This window comes from Legionella sp. MW5194 (genome assembly GCF_016864235.1).
Classification (GTDB): Bacteria; Pseudomonadota; Gammaproteobacteria; order Legionellales; family Legionellaceae; genus Legionella_C.
Genome location: NZ_CP045732.1, coordinates 1,249,317 through 1,271,396, shown reverse-complemented (window position 1 = coordinate 1,271,396; position 22,080 = coordinate 1,249,317). Strand labels below are relative to the sequence as shown.

Below are 22,080 nucleotides of genomic sequence, written 5' to 3'. Positions count from 1 at the left end.
ATACCAGAATAAACTTAAGGTTGTATTAAGGCATTGGTTTCAAATCGAGCGGCTAATCGCTTAGCGTAATGCGAAGAATGGCGCTGATGGCAAAGGGCAGAAAAAGAATGGCCAAAAGCGAAAAGGCCAGTAGTAAAGCCAGGTAACCACTGACGTTCATACCATGAATGCCCGCCTGTAGGGCTGCGCTGCCAAAAATCATGACAGGAAGAGCGAATGGCAACAGAATCAGGGCAATCAATACCCCCTTCTGCTTAAGACCCGTGCTAAACGCTGCAGCTAACGCACAGAGAAAAATAATCGCGGGTGTGCCGGCAATCAGGCTTGAGGCAAGCACGGCTGCCTCTGTTGGATTCAGCGAAAACAACATTGCCAGTAAGGGACATAACATCAGCATGGGAATTAAATGAAGGAGCCAATGAGCACACACTTTGGCGATTACAATAACAGGCAAATCCTGAGAAGAAATTAACCATTGCTCGATGACTCCATCCTCATAATCCTGCTGAAAGAATTTCTCTGAAGCGAGCAGGAAGGACAGTAACATGGCAGTCCAAATCAGTCCCGGCGCCAATTGCTGCAGAAGCCGGGGTTCAGGCGTCACCGTCAAGGGGAAAAAAACAGTAACCATCAGAAAGAAAAGGATGGCATGCAACAAGGTGCTGGGTTGGCGCAGATGCACCAGCAATTCCCGGTGAAATTGCCTTTTAAAAAGCCGCATGCCAGTGGTCACAGACAATACTCCTGAGTCTTTTTCAGAAAAGACGGCAACTCCTGATGAGAAGTCAGAACAACCATTCCCCCCTGTTGCAAATGGGTGTTCATTAAATTAACCAGCAACGCAATGGCGTCATCATCCAGGGCAACCAAGGGTTCATCAAGCAGCCACAACGGTGCATCGGTCATGGCGAGACGTAACAGGCTGACACGACGCCGCTGACCAGCGGACAGATGCGCGCAGGGCTGATCCGCCAAATGCTGCAAACCGTGTGCTGCGAGTAACGCCTCAAGGGGCACACGTGAGCGCGGCCAATGGGAGTCAAACCGGCAATTTTCGCTCACGGTTAATGCGGCGCTCAAACCCGGCTTGTGACCCACATAACAGAGGGCCTGCTGGTAGGCGGTTTTGTTCTCCGCGACAGGGTATCCTCTAAAACGGATTTCTCCGCTTATCGGCTGGGTAAGGCCTGCCAACAGACGCAAGAGTGTCGTTTTACCAGCGCCATTGCTGCCGCGTAGATGCAATAACTCCCCTTGAGCGAGTGTCCATTGCACGCCGCTTAAGACGGGGCGGTAATCGTAATCATAGGCTAGATTAATCACTTCAAGCATAAAGAAGCCTTAATACCCAAAACGGCAGACTAGCGGGAATTGCGTCTTGCCGCAAGTATCTCTACAACAAACTTGCACCGAAGCATTTCCCCAGTAATAATTCTGTTTTTTCATCCTATTAAAAGGGTAAACGATGGAATTTCTATCTGACTACGGTTTATTTCTCCTCAAAAGCATCACCCTGGTGATTGCCATTTTGCTGGTCACGGCTGGACTATTGGCCCTTGGACGCAGTAAACGACCCAAGCTTGAGGTTGTTTCCCTGAACAAAGAATTCAATGCGCTTAGGCGGCACATGAACCACGAAATCAGGGACATCAAAGAGAAAAAGCCCCGTCAAAAAAAGAAAGACAAACTCAACAGCAAAGACAAGCCCACCTTGTTTGTTCTTGATTTTCATGGTGACATCAAGGCATCCCAAACGGAGTCATTGCGGGAAGCGGTCAATGCCGTATTAAGTGTTGCAGGTGAAGACGATGAAGTACTCATTCGTCTGGAAAGTCCTGGCGGGGTAGTTAACGGCTATGGGCTCGCCGCGTCGCAATTGCAGCGGATCCGCGATAAAAACATCACACTAACCGTAGCCATCGATAAAATGGCAGCCAGCGGCGGGTATTTAATGGCCTGTGTCGCCAACCGAATCATTGCCGCACCTTTTGCAATCATTGGTTCAATTGGGGTTGTTGGTCAATTGCCCAATTTTAACCGCTGGCTGAAAAAGCATAACATCGATTTTGAGATGATAACCGCAGGCGAATACAAACGCACATTGACCCTGTTTGGTGAAAACACGGAAAAGGGCCGGCAGAAATTTCAGGAGGATTTGGAAGACATTCATCAGGCCTTCCGTGATTACGTACTGCAAAACCGCCAGCAACTCGACATTGACAAAGTAGCCACAGGAGAGCATTGGCTGGCGAAGGATGCCTTTGAGCTGCGTCTGGTGGACAGCCTTAAAACCAGTGACGAGTACCTTATGAGTAAAATGGAGGATTACAAGGTCTTTAAAATTGCCTCCCACCACAAGCCATCCTTGGTTGATCGGATTTTACGCCCAGCCGCTCAACTTTTTTACCCCTTTCACTGAGAAACAAACCTGTCTTTTCAAATGGGTATATAATTAATTAATGACAATGGCATGCACGGAGCAGATTATGAGCGATTTTAAATCAAAGTTACCTGATTTTAAAGAAATGACATCAATTGCCTCTAAATTATTTAAAGACGTGAAGCAAAGCGTTAGCGAGATCATTGACGATTACAAGAAAAAGCGTGAAGAAGGCGAAGCCACCGAACAACAGCAATCCAAACCCGCAGCTGACAATGAGGTGGTGGTGGGTAAGGCAAAAACGACTGAACCCGTTACCGGAGAACCCGTAACGCCAGCTCCTGTATCCAAGAAAACGAAGCCCCCGGTACAAGGCGCTGATCCTGTCGAACCGCCGAAAGGGGAATAGTCGGATTCATGACCTGGATTTCCGCCCGTGAATCAGGAAGAGGATGAAGCCCGTTCTGGTCGAATTAATCCGTATTTACGCATTTTTTCAACCAGGGTGGTACGACGCATGTTCAGGTAACTGGCAGCGTGTGCCACAACCCAATCCGACTCATCCAGAGCCTGACTGATAATGGCCAGTTCTGTTTTTACCAGATGCTCTTTTAAATCAATGCCGTCATTGCCTGATTGGTCCTGTGAAACCGTGCCGAGCAGGGTTTCACGCTCGGTTCCAAGAATACCGTGTTCGGTCTGTTCATCCATTCTGAAGCGGCGCGGCAAATCGTCACGATCAACGATGCCGTTCGGGTAAAGAATGGTCAGGCGTTCAACCAGGTTGGCAAGTTCACGTACATTACCTGGCCATTGATAATGGCTTAAGGTATCGAGCGCGGCGGGTAAAAGCCTTACCCCCGGACGATTTTCACCTTCAACGCGGGAGATTAACTCATTCAGCAGCAGCGGGATGTCTTCCTTTCGAGCACGCAAGGGCGGCATATCAATGGGGAAGACGTTCAAACGATAATAAAGATCTTCGCGAAATTTTCCTTCCTGGATGGCGGCATCGAGGTTGCGGTGCGTCGCAGCAATGATTCTGACATTGACATCGATACTGCGGTTACTGCCAACGCGTTCAAAACATCGCTCCTGCAAAACCCTTAATAGTTTCACCTGCATGGCGAGGGGCATATCCCCAATTTCATCAAGAAACAGGGTGCCGCCATTGGCCAATTCAAAACGGCCTTGCCGGGAGGTGATGGCACCGGTAAAAGCGCCTTTTTCGTGACCAAACAATTCGCTTTCCAACAGTTCACTGGGAATAGCGCCGCAATTGATGGGAATGAAGGGCTTTCCTGCTCTGGACGATAAGGCATGAATGTTGCGGGCGACCACTTCCTTTCCCGTTCCAGACTCACCCAGAACAAGCACACTGGCTTCAGTACCAGCAACCTGTTCAATGAGTTTGCGAACCTGGCGGATGGACTCACTGTTGCCAACCAGGCTGCGAAATAAGGGCGAATGCGGCTGTTTAGTTGAGGAATCCTCTGTGGCGCGATCGTGAATAATCTGACATTTGTGCAAGGCTTCAAGCATCTGCGCATAAGTAAAGGGAAAATCAAGCATCGCGGTAATGGTTCTGGGCAGGGATTCACCGGTTCCCTGCGGATAATCGATGAGGATCAAAGGAAGATGTGGGAAAGACTTGGTCAGATGATGAATGAGGGTCAGGCAGGCATCAGGCGTATGGCTCGCGGCAATAATGACAGCCAGCACATGGTCCAATGCCAATGTTTTGGCATCCTCATACCCGGCCACCGCGACGTTTTTACCAACAAATTCAACAATCACACTCAGTTTATTGCGTCGCTCCGGGTGATCATCAATGACCAGGACAGTCTCATTTTCACTCATACACTTATCCTTAAGTCTAAACCGTTATTAGTTCAGTATCGGTTAGTATGCCTCAGGCTGTCAAATAAATGACATATATTTTCCATGGTGTCATAAATTAAACAATACCTCGGCCTTATCGGGAACAGGTAATTTCGCTGAAACCATTGCATTGAGGGCCAAAGCATAATTTTTGATTTCCCAGGGCCTTGGTGGCCGGCACGCACCGCTCAATGGTAAATTTTTTAGCCTGCAAAAATCCCATACGACGGCAAAATGATTGCGCTACCCGACGTCCACAGCCTTTTTCGCCGTCATAACACCAGTCAATGCGGAAATTATCATAACGGGGATAAACAAAACGCCGCATGCTGTAATGATAAAATTTGGGTTTCTTTTGCGACATGCCAACACAGCGTATGGTTTTGAAGCCATTGCACAGCCAACCCTGACAACGCCCACGGCTGTCGATGTATTTGGTTACACCGAGGTTATTGGCTTTTATTGCCTGATTTGCACGAAGATACCCCATGGTTTTGCAATAACGGTTGGCTACCGCCATGCCGCATTGACTGCCATCCATGGTGCAATAATCAAGGCGCGCCCCCCGGTAATCCGGATGCCAGAAATTACGATAATACAATTGGTCGTTTCCATTGGCCGACAATGCGCCGGTAAACGACAGCAAAAGCGCAAAAAGAACCATTTTTCGGCAAAAATTGATCATAATCCCAATCCCTTAACAAGATAGGATCATGTTAGCCTATGCCTCTCTGCAAAAAAAGAAAAATTTCCACTCACCATCAAGGACCGTACTTTATGGTACACTGACCAGAGAAGACAAGGTAAACGGCATGACCCACCAGCAACCCATTGAACTTGACACACTGCTTGCCAGTGCAGCGGAGGCTCTTTGTGCATCGCAAGCCATCATAAACGACTTGCTGCATGATGAGGACGCGGCGTTACTGTCACAGGAACCCCTGGAACACCGTGGCCGACTACTTGAATTGACTCTGCAATACCGCCTCGATATGCAGAATGCCCTGTCCCGACTTCTAGGCCTGGAGCCCATTTTATTGCAGCTTCTGGGTGTAGGCCCTGATTATTCGCAAACCATCAATTTGGAACGTTTGGCGTTTGCCTTAGGCCACGACGATTTAAGCCAATTGCTTTATTTATTGGGCGAGCTGCTTCATTCTCTCGTACGAATCGCAAGCCGCTATCAGCATCAGGCGAAAAGCTACCGTGAAGCCCATGCGTTTGGGAAAACCCCTTACAAACGATTTTACTTGGGCCTGCAAAAAGCCTGCGAACAGCAAAAAGCAATGCGGGTGTCGCTTGACTCACTGGAGCAAACCCTTAAGCAATTAGTCAAACAGGCCGCCATCGGGCCTGTGCTGGATCATTTAGCCGCATTACGCGGTCCCATATCGCAATTCCATCAGGCGTTGCTCAATGGCCTCGACGGTTCAGCGCAGTTTTATAAAGCCATTCATCCGCATTTAAAACTGGAAGAGGAACTGGGTAGTGTATTGGCCAGGGCAGAGCCTCTGTTGAAGCCTGCTTCTTACCCGGCCTCCCGGTTTAAGCCAGAACACCCCCCCTCGCCTGAGCGACTTGAACAACGCGCGGCCGCCAAACGCTTGGGGAATTTTTTTAATCACTAGCCTCTGTCCGGGCTAATAATTCATCCATACCTTGTTTTCCCCCAGCAAATCGCTTAATGATTTCAGCAAAGCATCGCTGGGCCTCGCCTGCCATTCGGCCGCCAGACATAACGTGGCCGTGGCCTGGCTATTGCGGTACTGGATTTGAACAGAACAGTGACCCTGATTGGCTTTGAGCAAGGATTGCAGTGTGGGAACAAGCGGTTTATCGTCCGGTGTTATCGACACCATCAGGCTACGGGCGAAGCGGGTACGCGCTTCGTCAATTGACAACACCTGATTGGCAGTCATTTTAACGCCGCCGCTGTAATCATCGTGACTGATTTCTCCCTCAATCACCACCATTTGCCCGCTTTGAACCTCGCTGGACAAGGCCTCGTACACCTCAGAAAAAACGACGACGTCCAGTTTTTTCAAGGCATCCTCAAGGGCTAAAATAGTCAATTTTTTGCCACGTTTAGTTAAAATACGGCGTATCCCGGTGACTAACCCACAAATCCAGGCTTTTTTACTGGTGGAAGGATTTAATTGCACCAGGGGGGTGATCACGCCTTTGAATTCGCGGGCGTATTGATCAACAGGATGGCCAGTGAGGTAAAAACCGAGGGTTTCTTTTTCTCCTTCAAGCCGGGTCAACTCAGCCCAGGGATTAAACTGAACGTAATCCTCTTCAACCTCGTCATTATCCATCAATGAAAACAAATCCGTTTGCCCGCTGTTTTGATTCTGTTGTTTTTTTTCAGCGACTTTTAATGCTTTTTCAAGCGAGGCAAACAAAACTGCACGCTCCACTCCAAAATCATCGAGCGCGCCGCTTTTAATCAGGGCTTCAAGCACACGGCGATTCACCTTGCGCAAATCGAGGCGTTGGCAGAAATTAAATAAACCGGTATAAAGTCCGCCCTGCTTTCGTTCTTCCACAATGATGGTAATGGCTGATTCCCCTACCCCTTTTATCGCCCCCAGACCAAAAAGGATGTATTGATCATCGGTGACCGTAAACGGATAACTGGACTGATTAATTGAAGGCGGGAGGACCTTAAGATGCATCTGGGCGCATTCGTCGATAAAAGTCACCACCTTGTCGGTGTTATCCATGTCAGAGGACATGACTGCTGCCATAAAGGCGGCAGGGTAATGCGCCTTCAACCAGGCGGTTTGATAAGCAACGAGGGCATAGGCAGCCGAGTGTGATTTGTTAAACCCGTAGCCGGCAAATTTTTCCATCAAGTCAAAAATATGAGCCGCCGTGTCTTCATTCACGCCGCGGCCGGTTGCGCCTTCAATAAAAATAGCCCGCTGCTTTGCCATTTCTTCCGGTTTTTTCTTGCCCATGGCCCGACGCAGAAGATCCGCGCCACCCAAGGTATAATTGGCCAAAACCTGTGCAATTTGCATGACCTGTTCCTGGTAGAGGATTACCCCATAGGTCGGTTTCAGGATGGCTTCCAAATCGGGATGCGGGTATTCGACTTTGGCACGACCATGTTTGCGATCGATAAAATCATCCACCATTCCCGATTGCAGGGGGCCGGGGCGAAACAACGCCACGAGTGCGATGATGTCTTCAAAACAGTCTGGTTGCAAGCGATGAATCAGCTCTTTCATGCCGCGGGATTCTAACTGGAAGACTGCAGTGGTCTGGCAGGCTTTTAATAAATCAAAGGTTTTGGCATCGTCTGTGGGGATTAAGGCAATGTCCACCGCCGTTTTGCCCTCGCGCTGGTATTGATGATTGACAGTGGCAAGGGCCCAGTCAATGATGGTGAGGGTGCGAAGGCCGAGGAAGTCAAACTTGACCAACCCCACCGCCTCCACGTCATCCTTGTCAAACTGACTAACAATCTGCGTTGACCCCTGCTCGCAGTAAATGGCGGTAAAATCGGTCAGCTTTGAGGGAGCGATGACCACTCCCCCGGCATGTTTACCGGCATTACGGGTAATGCCCTCGAGCTTTAAGGCCAGATCAATCAGTTCCTTAACGTCTTCTTCCTCTTCATAACGGCGGTGGAGTTCCTCTTCATCCTCAAGGGCCTTGCTTAAGGTGATGCCGATTTCAAAGGGAATTAATTTGGCTATTTTATCAACAAAACCATAGGGATGCCCCAGGACCCTCCCCACATCCCTGACCACGGCTTTGGCCGCCATGGTGCCAAAGGTGATGATCTGCGAAACGCTTTGCCGACCGTATTTCTGGGCAACGTACTCAATGACGCGATCACGCCCTTCCATGCAGAAGTCGATGTCAAAATCCGGCATCGATACCCGCTCAGGATTCAAAAACCGCTCAAACAGCAGTTCATACAGCAAAGGATCCAGGTCGGTAATTTTCAAAGCATAAGCCACGAGTGATCCGGCACCTGAGCCACGTCCGGGCCCCACGGGCACCCCATTTTGCTTGGCCCACTGGATAAAATCAGCCACAATCAGAAAGTAACCGGGAAATCCCATGCGGTTAATCACATCCAGTTCCACTTCCAGGCGTTGATCATACGGTGTGCGTGAAGCCGCGAGAACCTCCGGCGGTTGCCCCCTGAAAATCTGCAATAAACGCTCCTCCAGTCCCTGACGTGACAATTGCGACAGGTAGTCCTCAATGGTCATGCCAGTTGGAATTGGAAAGGACGGGAGATAATTATTTCCAAGCTCAAGCTTCACGGTGCAACGCTGGCTGATAAGCACGGTGTTTTCAATGGCCTGGGGCAAGTCTTTAAAAAGGTCTGCCATTTCATCGGCCGAACGCAGGTATTGATCGGCGTGGTATTCCTGGCGTCGTCTTGGATCCGCTAAGGTAAACCCGTCATGGATGCACACTCGCGCCTCGTGGGCTTCGAAATCATCCTTGTTTAAAAAACGGACGTCATTGGTGGCGACCAATGGCAGGTTCAGTGCTTCGGCCAATTTGACGAGGCGTTCATTGTATAAGACTTCATCCGGCCGGCCCGTGCGCTGGATCTCAAGGTAAAAGCGATCAGGAAAGCATTCGGCATAGGCTTTTGCCAGTGAAACAGCTGTCGCTTCATCACCAAGCAACAAGGCTTTCCCAATGGCACCGGCACGTCCGCCCGACAAGGCGATTAAGCCATCAGCAAATTCGTTAAGCCACTTCAAGTGTACCCGCGGCTGCCCCTGGTATTGTCCTTCCTGATAAGCCTTAGACACCAGGCAGGTCAGGTTACGATAACCTGTTTCATTCTGGCACAGCAAAAGTAATGAGAACAATTGCTCGGGATTTTCCGGATCATGGCAGGGCAAATCGCTGCCAATAATGGGTTTAATCCCCTGACTGATGGCTGTGGTAAAAACCTTCACCGCCGCAAACAGATTGCAGTAGTCCGTCACGGCTACGGCGTTCATACCGCGCTCAACCACGGCTTTCATTAAAGGCTTTATACGCACCAGGCCATCAATCATGGAAAATTCGGTATGGACGCGCAGATGGACGAATCGCGATTGCATGCTTGTTTTTCTTTTTAAACGGAATCAGGGAACTCTACCGAACTCGTTCAGGCAGGGCAAGTCTTAAACGGTGAAGCGTTAATAAAACTTGCCCTAATCGAGCTCGGCACGAAGGATTGGCTATCGCAGTCCCCTCTTGCGCCATGTTGGGAGAAGAGAGCGACCCTACCTGCGGTGTATTGGCTGTTTACGTCGATAACGATTCATCATGAAAAGAATCAAACCGGCAATCATCATCCAGGACAACAGGGCGATGGGCAAGCCATGCCCCATGAACAGGCTGGCTAACACACCGCCAATGAGCAAACCACGTAAAAAACCGCGTTGTTTCGTGCCGGTTGCCTTGCTTTTTATGTTCTGGGTACTCTTTTTAGTAAACAGGGTGGAAAAAGCTGTTTTAGAGCGGCCCATGCCCATAAAACGTCCACCAAAGCGTTTTGCTGCCGCGTCATTGATGGCCACTCCAAAGGAGAGCGTCAGCGCCAGTAGTACAGTAAACCATTTATTCATTGCGAAACCTCGTGTAATGGAAGCAGGCCATTCTAGCACATCTGCCTTTGATAAAGAAAAAGCCTTCTTTTTACAGTTTCTGCCGTAAATAACGAAAATATTTACACAATTTTGATTTTTTCCTTAAGGATAAATTAAGAATTCAAAACTACCATGATGTTTACCGGAAACATAATTATCACAAATAGGCCAAAGGATTGCCGTATAACCTGGAGGCTTATAATGAGTACCAATCAAAACGATGTGGGTAACCAGATAAAAAAAGACGGCGCAACGAATGAAAAATCCCCGTTTCGATTCCTACCGCTCACTCAGCATGAGCTGTTACGTAACCCTTATGTGGAGGGAGTCATTCGCGTTTTTGGCACCAGCGTCGCTGTTGCCACGATTCTGCATCCCATGGACGTGATGATGACCCGCTTTCGCTCACAGGGCTATGCGCCCATGATGGCAAACCACCAGTTCTTTTCGAAATTGTTTACCGGTTTCTTAACCACACAAAAACAGGCTGCACTTAAAAACATGGTTATTGCCAACAAGGAAAAAGTGAATGATCACGTCGGGGAAATGATCGGTGAACACGAGAACAAGGCGTTTAAAAAATACGGCGAGATGCTGGTCACCACGGTCATTGTAGGAGGAATTGACACGATTCTTACCCAATATTACGCCAATAAACGAATTCTCGATGCGTTAGGGGATAAAATCGAACTCTCTTTGGGTCAAAAACTGCAGTTTGCGAAAGAAGGCATGCTGACTCGCGGCGGACGCAATTTTGTCACCACCTTAGCCTGCATCGGGGCGACAACCACCGTCAGCGAATTCATTAATCCTTTGATTCCTAAAAATGATCATGTGTTTGCTCATACTGCAGCCACCTCCGTCATTTCCGGATTTGCCATCTCACCATTCGCCAGCGTGTTGGACAATGTCTACCAGGAAAAAATTCGGCAGGTCAATAAGAGTACATTAAAAACACCGCCACTGACTGAGATGTTCATGCATTTGTGGCAACAAGGCGGTGTACGACGACTGGTTCGCGGGGCCGGCATGGGGGGATTCTATAATGTTATCGCCTTTGGGGTGATCAATGGGGTAGCGGAAGTGATGAATACCCACCTTTTCCCGCGTCAGCCTACTTCCCGCGTCAGTCAACCGGGGTCCTTTTTTACACCGGAGATTAAAAACGAACCCAAGACCACCGCACCCGCTATAGAGGAGACGGGCAGTCAGCCACCAACGCACACAACGCCAAAATAAGGCACAGCAAACCGTGCAGGCCAGGGAGGGCTACTGCCGTTACCGAGGTTGGTTGCTCTGCTGAGGCAAACTTTCTTGCTGAGTTGGCGTGTTGGCGTGAGCCGGTGCTTTGGTCGTGTTGGCCGAGTGGCTGGCAAAATAACCCAGAGCCAGGCTTTGCAGACCTAAATTGGCCAACGTCATGACCGTTTCAGGCTTTGGTTTAAAAAAACGAAGCATAATGAACCTTAAAAAAAATTAAAACCAGCCATTATATACGGTATTCGCTTTTCCAGTACAGGCCTGTCAGGAATGGGCCTGATGCGGATCAAAGGCATCCCGGACCGCGTCAGCAAACAGATTGCTCGCCAAAACCAGAGTAAACATAAAAACAAAGGCAGCAAGCATCGGCCACCACACCACCGGTTCACGCGCCAATTCAAGGCGCGCACCATTGATCATATTTCCCCAACTGATGGTCATCGGCGACACCCCGACGCCCACATAGGATAAAACAGCCTCCGCCAGCACAAGAAAACTGAAATCAAGCACCAGGGTAATGACTACGATGTGCATGACATTGGGCAACAGATGCTTGCGAAGAATACGAAAGGAACTGCTGCCCAGCGCACGAGCAGCCATCACATAATCAATTTCGCGCAGTTTCATGGCCTCGGCCCGTAACAATCGGCAAAGGCTTGTCCAGCTGGTTACCCCAAGGATAAGGCACAGAGCAAATAAACGGGCATCCGCACTTTCATGCAGTGTGGCAAATCGCTCCGGATGATTGGCAATGTAGGTTTGCATCGACAGCACGGAAGCGGTAATCAGCAAGACGCCCGGAATGGAACTTAAGGTGGTGTAAATGTACTGAATCACATCATCGATGACCCCGCCAAAATAACCCGCGGCAATGCCTAACAGCAACGCCAAAGGCAGCATAAACAAGGTCGTCAGTATCCCGATGACCAAGCCGGTGCGTATGCTTTTAATGGTGTAATAAAATATATCCTGACCAATTTTGCCAGTACCGAACAAATGCAGCTGCCGTGAAATCCAGTAGCTGGCCAGTGCCACGAACAGACAGACAAAGAACACTAACAGCGGCAAGGCATGCCGGCCGCGAGGCAGCCATGGCCGCGCGCTTGACTTAAACCGAAGCCCGATAAAAACAGCCCAGACCAATGCGCTTATCAGCATGGCTGTGCCGGCGGCTTTCAGCAAAACGCCTGTTAAGAATTGTTCCTTTTCGTGCTGGTTTTGAATCGCAGAGCCCGGGTACTGCAGCCGCGGATAAATCTGCCGTGCTTTCCCATCGACCAGCACGGTTTCTGTGCTGTATAAATGCAAGGCGAGCGGTGCAGAATAGGTTTTTTCATACGTTTGCCCCAGGGGTGACAATAACCGCTCTAACAACGTACTGGCCCTGGCGTTGTCGCTTGACACGCTGCCTGGTTTGTCCTTCAGGTGAATGGAGTCAAGGATGCCAATCACCAGAAAAAAACCTAAAACAATACCGGCGCTGACTGAGAGAGGCTTCCTGAATAATTGTTTAAACGCACGGCGGTTGTGTTCTCGACGCAGGCTGTATACCGTAAGTAGTAAACCAATCATCAACACGCCAAGAAAACATTGATCAGTCCATAAGAATGTTATCATCAGCCTAACCTCACGCGCGGATCCACCAAAGTGTAGGAAATATCAGTCAGAATAAGACCAACAATGTATAAAATCGAACCTAAAAACACCATGGCCCTGACGATGGCAAAATCCTGCTGCTGGATTGCATCAATGATATAACTGCCCAATCCCGGCACACCGAAAAACGATTCAAGCACCAGGCTTCCCATAAACAGCGAAGGGATTATCACCACCACGCCCGTGAGGATTGGCAGCATGGCATTTTTTAATACGTGGCGAAACAAGACGCGAATCTCCGACAAGCCTTTAGCCCGGGCCGTTTTAACATAGTCGCGATTCATTTCCTCCAAAAACAACGTGCGATACCAGCGCGCTCCAGCACCCAGGCCCCCAATGACCGCGACAATCACCGGCAAGGCAATGAATTTGATACTTTCAACCCCACCGTCATAACCGGAAATCGGCACCCATTTTAACAGTTTTCCAAAAAGATACTGCCCGCCAATAATGTAAAAAAGGCTCGAAATGGACATAAGAATAATGCAAAGCACCACACCGCTGATATCGAGGTAGGTGGAGCGGAAAAAGGCCATGGCCATGGCAAACACAATATCAACCAGCATACCAATCAACAGAACCGGCAAGGCAATGGCAAGGCTTGGCCACATACGATGCGATATGTCGTAACTGATGTCCCGGCCCTCATCGGATACACCAAAATCAAAAGAAAAAAGCCGTAAGGATTTTTCAAAAAAGAGCGTGTCGGTCAAGCGGTTAATGCCGTCCTGGTGCTCATTGTAAAATAGGGGCAAATCATACCCGTGCTGGGCTTTCCATTGCTGAATGGCCTCTTGCTTGATGTGCTTTTGCCCAAGGTGCATTCTGGCCATGTCATCGGGTGAATTGACCATGAAAAAGAGCGCGAAGGTAATCAGATTAATCCCCAGTAAAATAGGAATCGTGTAAACAAGGCGTCTGAATAAATAGGCAATCATCCCCGCATCCTCTTAGCCATTTGCTGCTCTTTTCTGCGGTAAGCCGCAAACAGCGGCAAAAACACCAGCAATAGAATGATGAATGCCACACCTAAAGGCCAGAATATCGGTTGATTCCACTCCTGCCGGTATTGATTACGCTCAGCGACATTCACCGACAAATACTTCAGCAAATCCACATTAAAGGCACCGGGCTTGGTAGGCGAAATCCACTGATGCGACAAGGTCATGGTTTCGCTGTTAATGCCGAAAGCCCAGGGCGCGTCATGCCGGACAATGTCCACCATGCGATCAATGAGTTTCATACGCTCGTCATCGCTGGGTCTGTTTTTCATCTCATCAAACAAACGATCATACTCTTTGTTCTCATAATTCGCCGCGTTTTCTCCGCCATACTTCACCTTGCCGTTTTGACCATACAGCATAAATAAAAAATTCTCAGGATCGGGGTAGTCGGCATTCCACCCCCAACTGAAAATCTGGGCATTGCCATCACGCATTTTTTCCTGAAAGCGATTGTATTGTGTTCCCCGAATGTTTAAATCAATGCCAATTTTAGCGAATTGCTTAATCATCCAGTCGAGCACTGCCTTGTCGTCAGGCCCTCCAGCGACCGGCACATCATAATGCAGAATTAAATGCCGTCCGGTTTCAGGATTAATCCCGTCCGGGTACCCCGCCTGACGCATCAGCGCGCGGGCTTCTTCGATGGTGCGGCGTTGCGGAGCCTTGCCATCCCAGGTGTAAACGTAGGGGTTGATGCCTTCCTTGCCCTCACGGTAACCGAATATTCCCGGTGGGATGGGCCCCTGTGCCGCCTGGCCGCGGCCATTAAAGAAGATAGCAATGTTTTCATCAAAATTAACCGCAATGGAAATAGCCAACCGTAATTTCCTGGCCCTTTCGCCAGACCCGCCGACCACAGGATCCAGCATGTTAAAGCCCAGATAATAAATGGTGGGATCAATGGTTTGGGTGAGGCGAATCCGTTTTTCTTTCATGCTTTCAGTCAGCGAGGGTTCGCCGGAATCACCTATCTGAATGGCCTGATCAAAACTGTCGGCAGAAATACCGGATAAATCATAATAGCCTTGCAGGAATTTATTCCAACGCGGGATGGTTTCTTTTTCCAGGGTGTAAATGGCCTTGTCAATCAGTGGCAACGGTTGACCCAGGTGGTTGAGATAGCCAGCCTGCCTGTCTTCTTCGCTGCCCTCGCCGCTGAAAATCTCCTGGCTATAGTGAGGATTTTTCTGCAAAACCATCTGCCGGTTCGGATTGTTTTCAATCAGCATGAACGGGCCAGTACCGATGGGATACCAATCAAAGGTCAGATTTTTATCATCCATGTCGGGCTGGCTGTAGAATTGATCCGCCTCCCAGGGAATGGGCGAAAAAAAGGGCATGGCCAACCAGAATAAAAATTGCGGGTATTGCCCCTTCAAGGTGATTTCAAAGGTGTAATCATCGATTTTTTTAACGCCTTCAAGCGGGTACTTGCGCAAATCAAGAAATACCCCGCGCTTGACTGGCGGCAGCGAAGCAGCAAAGGCTTTAAAGCCGACGATGTGTTCACTCATCAACCCGTAAATGGACGAACTCACAGCGGGCGATGCCAGCCGTTTGATTTCATAAATAAAATCATCGGCAATCAATTCCCGCGTTCCGGTCTTGGGAAAATCCGACAATTTGCTGATGTCGTTCTCTTCAAGGTAGTCTGCCGGCAAATCAAGATACAGCGGCTGTCCGCTCTTGTCTTTAGCCAGGGCTGGGTGCGGTTGATAGAAAATGCCGGGCTTAATCTGAATGGTATAGACACTGTAAGCCGTCTTGCTGGCATCTGCCCCAGGCAGGGGGTTATGGTCTTTATCGAGGTAACGGACAACGGGCATAGCCGCTGCACTGCGCGGTATCAATTCATAAGGTCGTTTCAGGTAATCGTATTTAAGCGGCGGCTCGTAAATCTGCCCGATGAATTGGTATTCATTACTGGAGTAGGAACGTGCAGGATCAAGGGTTTTCGGCTGCTCCGCAAAGGAAGAATAATACACCTTTTCCTGCGATTCATTGTCTGGATAAGGATCATTCAGGACGAAGCACCAGGCAGACGGCGTCAACAACAGGAAGATACATGACAAAAGTAAGCTGCTTTTGCGTAGTATGTTCAAATGATGAATCCTTTCTTAAATGCCTGATTATCCGATACTATGATGGGAGCACCGACTGCTTTAGTCAAGACAGCCGGTCAAGAAATTCCTGCTCATTGAGTACGGTAACCCCAAGATCCATGGCTTTATCGAGTTTGGAGCCTGCCTCAACGCCGGCAATGACGAAGTCGGTTTTTGCTGACACGCTGCCTGTGACTTTGGCACCTACCGCATGAAGCCTGGCTTTGGCATCCTCACGACCCATGCTGCTTAACGTGCCAGTCAGGACAACCGTTTTACCAAAGAACGGGTGGCTATTGTCCACGGTTTTCGGACTGGCAATCGGCCAGTGAATGCCGGCGGCTAATAATTTGTCAATCACCAGGACATTATGCGCCTGGGCAAAAAACTGCACCACATGGTGGGCGACCACCGGGCCAATGTCCTTGAGCACCAGCAATTGCTCCATCGTTGCGGCTTTGAGGTTGTCAATGCTTTGAAATTCATCCGCCAGAACCTGGGCGCTGACTTCACCCACTTCACGAATGCCCAGCGCATACAGGAAACGACGAAAGGTCGTGGTTTTGCTTTTTTCCAGGGATTGCACTAAATTTTCCGCGGATTTAAGCCCCATGCGCGGCAAGGCGGCAACCTGCATCACATCAAGCGTATAGAGATCGCCCACATCCAGAATTAATTTCTCCTCCACCAATTGATCAATGATCACACGCCCAAGCCCATCAATACCCATGGCACGCCGCGATGCGAAATGCCAGATCATTCGTTTTAACTGCGCCCCGCAGAACAATCCTCCCGTGCAACGGGCCACGGCTTCCCCCTCTTCCCGGACCACATCCGCCCCACAAACCGGGCAATGCGCTGGCAGTTCAATGGGTTTGAGGTCGCCAGGGCGTTTTTCCATCACCACGGACACGACCTCTGGAATCACATCACCGGCGCGGCGAATGATGACCGTATCGCCAAGATGGATGTCCTTGCGCTTGATTTCATCCATGTTATGCAGGGTAGCATTGCTGACGGTCACGCCGGAAACAGTCACGGGTTGCAAACGCGCCACTGGCGTCAGGGCACCGGTGCGGCCGACCTGAAAATCAACGGCGATGAGTTGGGTCATTTCTTCCTGCGCCGGGTATTTGTGAGCGCAGGCAAAACGTGGCGCACGCGCCACAAAGCCGAGTTTTTTCTGCAAGGGAATGCTGTCAAGCTTATAGACCACGCCATCAATTTCATAGGGTAAGGCCTCCCGTCGTCTGGCCATGGCATGATAATAGTCAAGACAACCGTCAATGCCAATGACCCGCTGGCTCTCTGGCGACACGCGAAACCCCATCGTTTTAAGCCATTGCAACTGCTCAAAATGGGTGTCAGGTAACGACGCGCCCTGGCATTCGCCAATGCCGTAACAATAGATCGCCAGGGGACGGCTTGCGGTAATGGCCGCGTTAAGCTGGCGCAGACTGCCGGCCGCCGCGTTGCGTGGGTTGGCAAAGGTTTTTTCTCCCGCCTGCCTCGCTTTGTCATTCATCGCTTCAAAACCGGCTTTGGGCATGTAGACTTCCCCGCGAATTTCCACGAGCGCCGGCGGATTGGGACTCTGCAGTTTCAGGGGAACTGCGGCAATGGTTTTGATGTTATTGGTGATGTTTTCACCGACGGCGCCGTCGCCGCGAGTGGCTGCAGACACCAGCAAGCCGTGCTCATAGGTCAGATTGACCGCCAGGCCATCAAGCTTCAATTCACAGGTAAACACCAGACCCGCCGGATCACACGCGAGGCGATCGGCGATCCGTTTGAAAAAAGCGCGCAATTCATCATCGCTAAACACGTTGCCGAGGGATAACATCGGGACGCGATGGGCAACCGGTTCAAAGGCGACAGCGGCATGGCCGCCTATGCGCTGCGTTGGGGAATCCGGCGTGACCAGTTGAGGGTATTGTTTTTCCAATTGTTGTAGATTTTTAAAGCAACGGTCGTATTCACTGTCCGGCACCAACGGATTATCGAGCACGTAATAATGGTAATCATATTGTCTGATTTTCTTGCGAAGCGCATCCAGGGTTTGAACAATCTCGTCCTGAGTTTTTACCGTCTCTGTCATGGAGGATAGTCATCAAAAATAAAAAACAAAGTCTAGCATAATTATAGGCAAGACACAGTCAAACGCCTGCCGCTTGAGCCCTTTTTTACCTGTCTAATTAATGGGCACGGCAAGAACCGATTTATTCCTCTTTTTCTTGCCGTCAAACTCCCGATTATGGTATAGATACCGCTTGGCTTTTAAACAGGGCTTTTAAGAAATGGACTTATCACGATTATTTTTCTGTTTGCTGTTCTTTGTTTTTTCCAGTGTCAGCTTTTCCGCCTCTTCTGCCAATAACCTCGGTATCGCTTTCATTCATGGCACCAATGATCACCGTGCCGATGCCAATGGCGGGTATTGGAAAAAAGACTTCATTGACTACATGGCTCAGTCGTTACCAAACCCTGACAATTTCTGGGTTGTCGCCTGCGATTACAGTCAATACATGTGGCATGAAGACGCCGCCGGATGCACCGCCGAGCAATTGCTTGCGTTCATCAAGGCTAAAAAAATAGACAAACTGGTTGTCTACACCCACTCCAATGGCGCCAATGTCCTGCGCTGGATTCTGTCCAATCCCACTTATGATAAGCGGTATTACAAATTAAGCCGCCGGATTGCAGACGTCATTGCCATTGCCCCCTCAAGCGGCGGTACGCCGTTAGCAGACGAGGTAATGGACGGCAATATTTTTGAATCCTCGCTCGGTTGGCTGCTCGGCTATCGCAATGACTCCGTTCGTCAACAACGCATAGGCGATATGGCTCTGTTCAACGATGAATTGTTGCTGGGTACGCCTGGACGCTTGTCTCTGCCGGTTTCTTTTCGTACCGTGATTGGCACCGACGTCACCGCCTCGCCCTTCTCTTCCGCCAGTTATTGCAATGGTTATTTTCTCAATGCCGGATTAAAAATAACCAAAATTTATCTGGACAAGTGCTCAGACGGTTTTTTAAATTGCGTGTCGCAACAATTGGCCGGCGATCTCTGGTTTATTGACATTAACCGAACTCAGGACAGCATCCCTTTAAGCCATAATCAAAGCCGCCATTCCTGTTTTGGTCTGGAACACCTGTTACGCGATGATCTCTTGTTACAAGGAGTTAAAAAGTGAGAGCAACCTATTTACTGATGGTGTCTGCCTTATGGGCAGGCCAAAGCCTGGCATACACTTTGCCCCAGGAAGCCGTGCATCCCTATGAGTGCGATCATTGCGAATCGTTGTCACATGACAATTTAAGCAGCGATTGGCCAACCAATCATCTGCCGCTTGGTCATGAAACCATGCACTCCCAGAAAAGCAATAAATACAGCCTGAAAACCACCCTTCAGCAATTAAGTCAGGGGGTCGCAGTGCAGACATTGGCCCCGGGTGCAATCATCCGTATCAGCCCTGCGACTGCAAATTCCCGCCTTAAGTTGAATTTTAATCTGGAAACAGAGGCCCATCAGGTGCTTCCTCTCAAAGAGGCTTCTGCCCTGTTTGCCGACGAGGAGGGGCTGAAAGAATCCGCTTTTGGCGGTGAAAGCCTCATGGCCATGCAACTAAAACCCGAACTCGGTTCTGGCCGTTTCATTTTAAAAACTGATGCGGTGAAAGGTCATGAGCAGGATGCCTATATCATTCATGTGTTTGATCAGGGATCCAATGCTTACCTGACGGTGGCCACCGATAAGGCACGTTATCATTATGGGGATGAGTTGATTGCAACCTTCAGTTTGCGGGACGATGCCGTAGGCTACCCCATCGATGTTATTACTGCCAATCTGGTCACTCCGGATGGCAATCAACGGGCGCTGACGCTTGAAAAAATCTCCTGGGATGTTTACCAGGCCAAGGTAATGCTGCGCTCTGAAAAGGGCTTTCACGGGGAAAACTGGTACATTGAAGCGCAGGTGGATACCGATGTCGGCGGCCGCAATGTCAAGCGCCAGGCTCACACCGCCTTTTCCTACACCATCCCTTCAGCGGCAGTAAGAAGCATTCACCATGACAATGCGGCCGAACCGTTTCAATTCAAAGCCCAGGTCGAAGTCGCTACCGGCAGCCGTTATGCGCTGCAGGCCGTTTTGTTTGCGACCAACGACCAGGGCGACGTGATTCCTGTCGATACGGTGCAATCCGCCGCCTGGTTCGCAACGGGCCTTCATGAATTGAATTTCAGTTTTCATCCCGAGGAAAGCACGACATACAAAGCCCCCTATTACTTAGGAGCCCTGCAATTGACGGATTACGGTCAGTTAAAAGCCGTCTATGAGTACAGCCAGTTAATTCCGCTTCAACAGATAGGACAGGAATGAGTTTTTTTCAACAGTTCACTGTCTTGCAGGGTGTGGCCATTGCCATAGCCCTGCACTTTATTTTAATTCTCGGGCTGTTTAGAAAAATAGCTCAGTTACGCCATCAATACCAGCAGAGCCAGGAAAAATCCCAGCTGCTTCTGATTGAGGAATTACACAAACTTCACCTGTCGCTCCATGAACAATTACACACCAGCCAGACACCGCTTGTGGAGCGGATAACTCACGGGCAATTAAACAGCCAGCGACTTATCAGTGAAACCGTTCAACGTCACATGACCGATGTCCGCGAACAGATTGGCCACAGTTTTAAACAACATGCCAGCTCACTGACCTCGCACCTGCAGTCGCTGACGGAAGAAATACGCAACCACCTGCACTCACTTACCCAGCAGGTTAACCATAAACTGACGGAAGGATTTGAAAAAACCTCTACCACGTTTACCGATGTGGTTCGGCGTTTAACCATCATTGACGAAGCGCAGAAGAAAATCACCGAACTGTCGTCCCATGTCGTCAGCCTGCAGGATGTTCTGGTGGACAAACGCGCGCGTGGGGCCTTTGGCGAAGTGCAGTTGGCCGCGCTGATAGACAACATGATTCCCGCCAACCATTACCGCATGCAGCACACCTTGTCCAATCAACGACGAGCCGATTGCATATTGTTTTTGCCAGAGCCGACAGGCCACATTGTCATTGATGCCAAATTTCCGCTCGAAACCTATCAGAAACTGATGAACCATGCCTTGTCATTGACTGAGCGCAAGCCCTTGCAACAACAGTTTCGCCAGGACCTGCAAAAACACATTAAGGACATTGCCGAGAAATACATTATTCCCGGAGAAACCACTGACAGCGCCATGATGTTCATTCCGGCCGAAGCCATTTTTGCCGAAATCCATGCCAATTACCCCGAGGTGATCGCCCTTTCGCAACGCCTGAAAGTCTGGCTCGTCTCACCGAGCACCCTGATGGCCGTGTTAACCACGGCACGCGCGGTGTTAAAAGACGATGCCACGCGAACGCAGGTTCATATTATTCAAAAGCATTTACATGCATTGGCCGACGATTTTCAGCGCTTCGAAAAGCGCATGGACAAGCTGTCAAAACACATTGACCTCGCCCACCATGACGTGGGCGAGGTGACAACCTCTGCCCGCAAAATCGCGCAGCGTTTTCAAAAGATTGAGGCTGTTGATCTGGAGTCGGACTCCCTGGTCCTGCCGCAAGCCCTTGAAGAGTTGGAACCCTAATCATTGTTGTAATACCCATCGCGGCTCAAGCATGAAAGTGAGGTGTGACAAGCGAATAAACCCCGCTGAATAACTTCTTTTTCATCAGAAACTTATGATATGCTCAACAGATGATAACCTGGGGAAACGCAATGCGCTTATTCAGTTCGATATTCTTTTTTTTCCTGCTCACTGCGAGCTTTTCACCTGCTTTTGCCGGTTCATGCGCACCCAATGCCCAGGCGGTGTGTCAGGATCAATGCCCGCGCAATTGCAACGTTGATGTCTGCTGTGCACAAATGGGAGGCATCAGCTACTGCGACTCCTCGGCTGGCCGCTATGTTTGCAATAATGGTTATTATTCGTCCTGCTATTGTACCCGTCATGCGGTGATGGATCTGCAATTGCTTCCCGGCTGCTGCCTCTGGCAAGGCGGCGTGTTTACTGTCAATGAGCTGGGCGTGGTGCTTTGCAACGACGGCAGTATTTCCGAACTCTGTTCATTACAACCCAACACAACCCCCACGGTGTCAGTGACACCCTGGTAAAATGCCAGCCCTGCCGCA

At 49.7% G+C, this 22,080-nt stretch carries 19 protein-coding genes; 8 read left to right on the top strand and 11 right to left on the bottom strand.

The window, feature by feature from the left end; genetic code table 11:
* Positions 1 to 52: 52 nt before the first annotated feature.
* Both ccmB and ccmA read right to left on the bottom strand, forming a co-directional pair.
* The gene (ccmB, locus tag GH742_RS05975) at positions 53 to 733 is read right to left on the bottom strand and encodes a heme exporter protein CcmB (RefSeq protein ID WP_203456538.1); all 681 of its coding nucleotides are present in this window, start codon (positions 731 to 733) and stop codon (positions 53 to 55) included.
* Positions 730 to 1,332 carry a cytochrome c biogenesis heme-transporting ATPase CcmA gene (gene ccmA, locus GH742_RS05970; RefSeq protein ID WP_203456537.1) on the bottom strand — a complete coding sequence of 201 codons (603 nt, stop codon included), beginning with the start codon at positions 1,330 to 1,332 and terminating at the stop codon, positions 730 to 732. Before ccmA ends, ccmB begins: the two co-directional genes overlap by 4 nt.
* Before the next feature lie 133 nt (positions 1,333 to 1,465).
* Between ccmA and sohB the strand changes: the two genes are divergently transcribed.
* The gene (gene sohB, locus GH742_RS05965) at positions 1,466 to 2,419 is read left to right on the top strand and encodes a protease SohB (protein WP_203456536.1); all 954 of its coding nucleotides are present in this window, start codon (positions 1,466 to 1,468) and stop codon (positions 2,417 to 2,419) included.
* A 67-nt stretch (positions 2,420 to 2,486) separates the two neighbouring features.
* The gene (locus GH742_RS05960) at positions 2,487 to 2,789 is read left to right on the top strand and encodes a hypothetical protein (RefSeq protein ID WP_239005295.1); all 303 of its coding nucleotides are present in this window, start codon (positions 2,487 to 2,489) and stop codon (positions 2,787 to 2,789) included.
* Positions 2,790 to 2,821: 32 nt separating this feature from the next.
* On the opposite strand, the gene GH742_RS05955 is transcribed toward GH742_RS05960, so the two are convergent.
* Both GH742_RS05955 and GH742_RS05950 read right to left on the bottom strand, forming a co-directional pair.
* Positions 2,822 to 4,240, bottom strand: a complete 1,419-nt coding sequence (locus tag GH742_RS05955; protein WP_203456535.1) for a sigma-54 dependent transcriptional regulator — start codon at positions 4,238 to 4,240, stop codon at positions 2,822 to 2,824.
* Positions 4,241 to 4,355: 115 nt separating this feature from the next.
* Complete coding sequence (locus tag GH742_RS05950; RefSeq protein WP_203456534.1) at positions 4,356 to 4,946, bottom strand: hypothetical protein; 591 nt, start codon at positions 4,944 to 4,946, stop codon at positions 4,356 to 4,358.
* Positions 4,947 to 4,974: 28 nt separating this feature from the next.
* Here GH742_RS05950 and GH742_RS05945 point away from each other — a divergent pair, with 28 nt between their 5' ends.
* Positions 4,975 to 5,889: a hypothetical protein gene (locus tag GH742_RS05945; protein ID WP_203456533.1), complete on the top strand. Its 915-nt coding sequence runs from the start codon at positions 4,975 to 4,977 to the stop codon at positions 5,887 to 5,889.
* A 12-nt stretch (positions 5,890 to 5,901) separates the two neighbouring features.
* On the opposite strand, the gene dnaE is transcribed toward GH742_RS05945, so the two are convergent.
* Both dnaE and GH742_RS05935 read right to left on the bottom strand, forming a co-directional pair.
* Positions 5,902 to 9,348: a DNA polymerase III subunit alpha gene (gene dnaE, locus GH742_RS05940; protein WP_203456532.1), complete on the bottom strand. Its 3,447-nt coding sequence runs from the start codon at positions 9,346 to 9,348 to the stop codon at positions 5,902 to 5,904.
* Positions 9,349 to 9,513: 165 nt separating this feature from the next.
* Positions 9,514 to 9,858, bottom strand: coding sequence for a hypothetical protein (locus GH742_RS05935; protein WP_203456531.1), 345 nt, complete (start codon positions 9,856 to 9,858; stop codon positions 9,514 to 9,516).
* Between the two features lie 222 nt (positions 9,859 to 10,080).
* On the opposite strand from GH742_RS05935, the gene GH742_RS05930 reads away from it, so the two are divergent.
* Positions 10,081 to 11,118 carry a hypothetical protein gene (locus GH742_RS05930; RefSeq protein WP_203456530.1) on the top strand — a complete coding sequence of 346 codons (1,038 nt, stop codon included), beginning with the start codon at positions 10,081 to 10,083 and terminating at the stop codon, positions 11,116 to 11,118.
* 39 nt (positions 11,119 to 11,157) lie between these two features.
* Here GH742_RS05930 and GH742_RS05925 read toward each other — a convergent pair whose 3' ends face one another.
* From GH742_RS05925 to ligA, 5 genes are all read right to left on the bottom strand, one after another.
* On the bottom strand, positions 11,158 to 11,337 hold the full coding sequence (locus GH742_RS05925; RefSeq protein ID WP_203456528.1) for a hypothetical protein: 180 nt from the start codon (positions 11,335 to 11,337) through the stop codon (positions 11,158 to 11,160).
* 66 nt (positions 11,338 to 11,403) lie between these two features.
* Complete coding sequence (locus tag GH742_RS05920) at positions 11,404 to 12,756, bottom strand: ABC transporter permease (protein ID WP_203456527.1); 1,353 nt, start codon at positions 12,754 to 12,756, stop codon at positions 11,404 to 11,406.
* Positions 12,756 to 13,733, bottom strand: a complete 978-nt coding sequence (locus GH742_RS05915; protein WP_203456525.1) for an ABC transporter permease — start codon at positions 13,731 to 13,733, stop codon at positions 12,756 to 12,758. Before GH742_RS05915 ends, GH742_RS05920 begins: the two co-directional genes overlap by 1 nt.
* Entirely contained in the window at positions 13,730 to 15,901 is a 2,172-nt protein-coding gene (locus GH742_RS05910; RefSeq protein ID WP_370569526.1) for an ABC transporter substrate-binding protein, read from the bottom strand. The genes GH742_RS05915 and GH742_RS05910 overlap by 4 nt, the downstream gene beginning before the upstream one ends.
* Positions 15,902 to 15,965: 64 nt before the next feature.
* Positions 15,966 to 17,999 carry an NAD-dependent DNA ligase LigA gene (ligA, locus tag GH742_RS05905; protein ID WP_203456524.1) on the bottom strand — a complete coding sequence of 678 codons (2,034 nt, stop codon included), beginning with the start codon at positions 17,997 to 17,999 and terminating at the stop codon, positions 15,966 to 15,968.
* Positions 18,000 to 18,198: 199 nt separating this feature from the next.
* On the opposite strand from ligA, the gene GH742_RS05900 reads away from it, so the two are divergent.
* The 4 genes from GH742_RS05900 to GH742_RS05885 all read left to right on the top strand — a co-directional run bounded on the left by GH742_RS05900 (position 18,199) and on the right by GH742_RS05885 (position 22,062).
* On the top strand, positions 18,199 to 19,095 hold the full coding sequence (locus tag GH742_RS05900) for a hypothetical protein (protein ID WP_203456522.1): 897 nt from the start codon (positions 18,199 to 18,201) through the stop codon (positions 19,093 to 19,095).
* Positions 19,092 to 20,282, top strand: coding sequence for a DUF4785 domain-containing protein (locus GH742_RS05895; RefSeq protein ID WP_203456520.1), 1,191 nt, complete (start codon positions 19,092 to 19,094; stop codon positions 20,280 to 20,282). The genes GH742_RS05900 and GH742_RS05895 overlap by 4 nt, the downstream gene beginning before the upstream one ends.
* Entirely contained in the window at positions 20,279 to 21,535 is a 1,257-nt protein-coding gene (locus GH742_RS05890) for a DNA recombination protein RmuC (protein ID WP_203456518.1), read from the top strand. Before GH742_RS05895 ends, GH742_RS05890 begins: the two co-directional genes overlap by 4 nt.
* 131 nt (positions 21,536 to 21,666) lie before the next feature.
* A complete protein-coding gene (locus GH742_RS05885) occupies positions 21,667 to 22,062 on the top strand; it encodes a neurogenic locus notch (RefSeq protein WP_203456517.1) in 396 nt (131 codons plus the stop codon).
* The last annotated feature ends 18 nt before the right edge of the window (positions 22,063 to 22,080 follow it).

Excerpts from the sequence above, each read along its gene's own strand:
- ccmA (WP_203456537.1), bottom strand. The coding sequence starts at position 1,332 with ATGCTTGAAGTGATTAATCTAGCCTATGATTACGATTACCGCCCCGTC.
- sohB (WP_203456536.1), top strand. The coding sequence starts at position 1,466 with ATGGAATTTCTATCTGACTACGGTTTATTTCTCCTCAAAAGCATCACC.
- GH742_RS05960 (WP_239005295.1), top strand. The coding sequence starts at position 2,487 with ATGAGCGATTTTAAATCAAAGTTACCTGATTTTAAAGAAATGACATCA.
- GH742_RS05955 (WP_203456535.1), bottom strand. The coding sequence starts at position 4,240 with ATGAGTGAAAATGAGACTGTCCTGGTCATTGATGATCACCCGGAGCGA.
- GH742_RS05950 (WP_203456534.1), bottom strand. The coding sequence starts at position 4,946 with ATGATCAATTTTTGCCGAAAAATGGTTCTTTTTGCGCTTTTGCTGTCG.
- GH742_RS05945 (WP_203456533.1), top strand. The coding sequence starts at position 4,975 with ATGTTAGCCTATGCCTCTCTGCAAAAAAAGAAAAATTTCCACTCACCA.
- dnaE (WP_203456532.1), bottom strand. The coding sequence starts at position 9,348 with ATGCAATCGCGATTCGTCCATCTGCGCGTCCATACCGAATTTTCCATG.
- GH742_RS05935 (WP_203456531.1), bottom strand. The coding sequence starts at position 9,858 with ATGAATAAATGGTTTACTGTACTACTGGCGCTGACGCTCTCCTTTGGA.
- GH742_RS05930 (WP_203456530.1), top strand. The coding sequence starts at position 10,081 with ATGAGTACCAATCAAAACGATGTGGGTAACCAGATAAAAAAAGACGGC.
- GH742_RS05925 (WP_203456528.1), bottom strand. The coding sequence starts at position 11,337 with ATGCTTCGTTTTTTTAAACCAAAGCCTGAAACGGTCATGACGTTGGCC.
- GH742_RS05920 (WP_203456527.1), bottom strand. The coding sequence starts at position 12,756 with ATGATAACATTCTTATGGACTGATCAATGTTTTCTTGGCGTGTTGATG.
- GH742_RS05915 (WP_203456525.1), bottom strand. The coding sequence starts at position 13,733 with ATGATTGCCTATTTATTCAGACGCCTTGTTTACACGATTCCTATTTTA.
- ligA (WP_203456524.1), bottom strand. The coding sequence starts at position 17,999 with ATGACAGAGACGGTAAAAACTCAGGACGAGATTGTTCAAACCCTGGAT.
- GH742_RS05900 (WP_203456522.1), top strand. The coding sequence starts at position 18,199 with ATGGACTTATCACGATTATTTTTCTGTTTGCTGTTCTTTGTTTTTTCC.
- GH742_RS05890 (WP_203456518.1), top strand. The coding sequence starts at position 20,279 with ATGAGTTTTTTTCAACAGTTCACTGTCTTGCAGGGTGTGGCCATTGCC.
- GH742_RS05885 (WP_203456517.1), top strand. The coding sequence starts at position 21,667 with ATGCGCTTATTCAGTTCGATATTCTTTTTTTTCCTGCTCACTGCGAGC.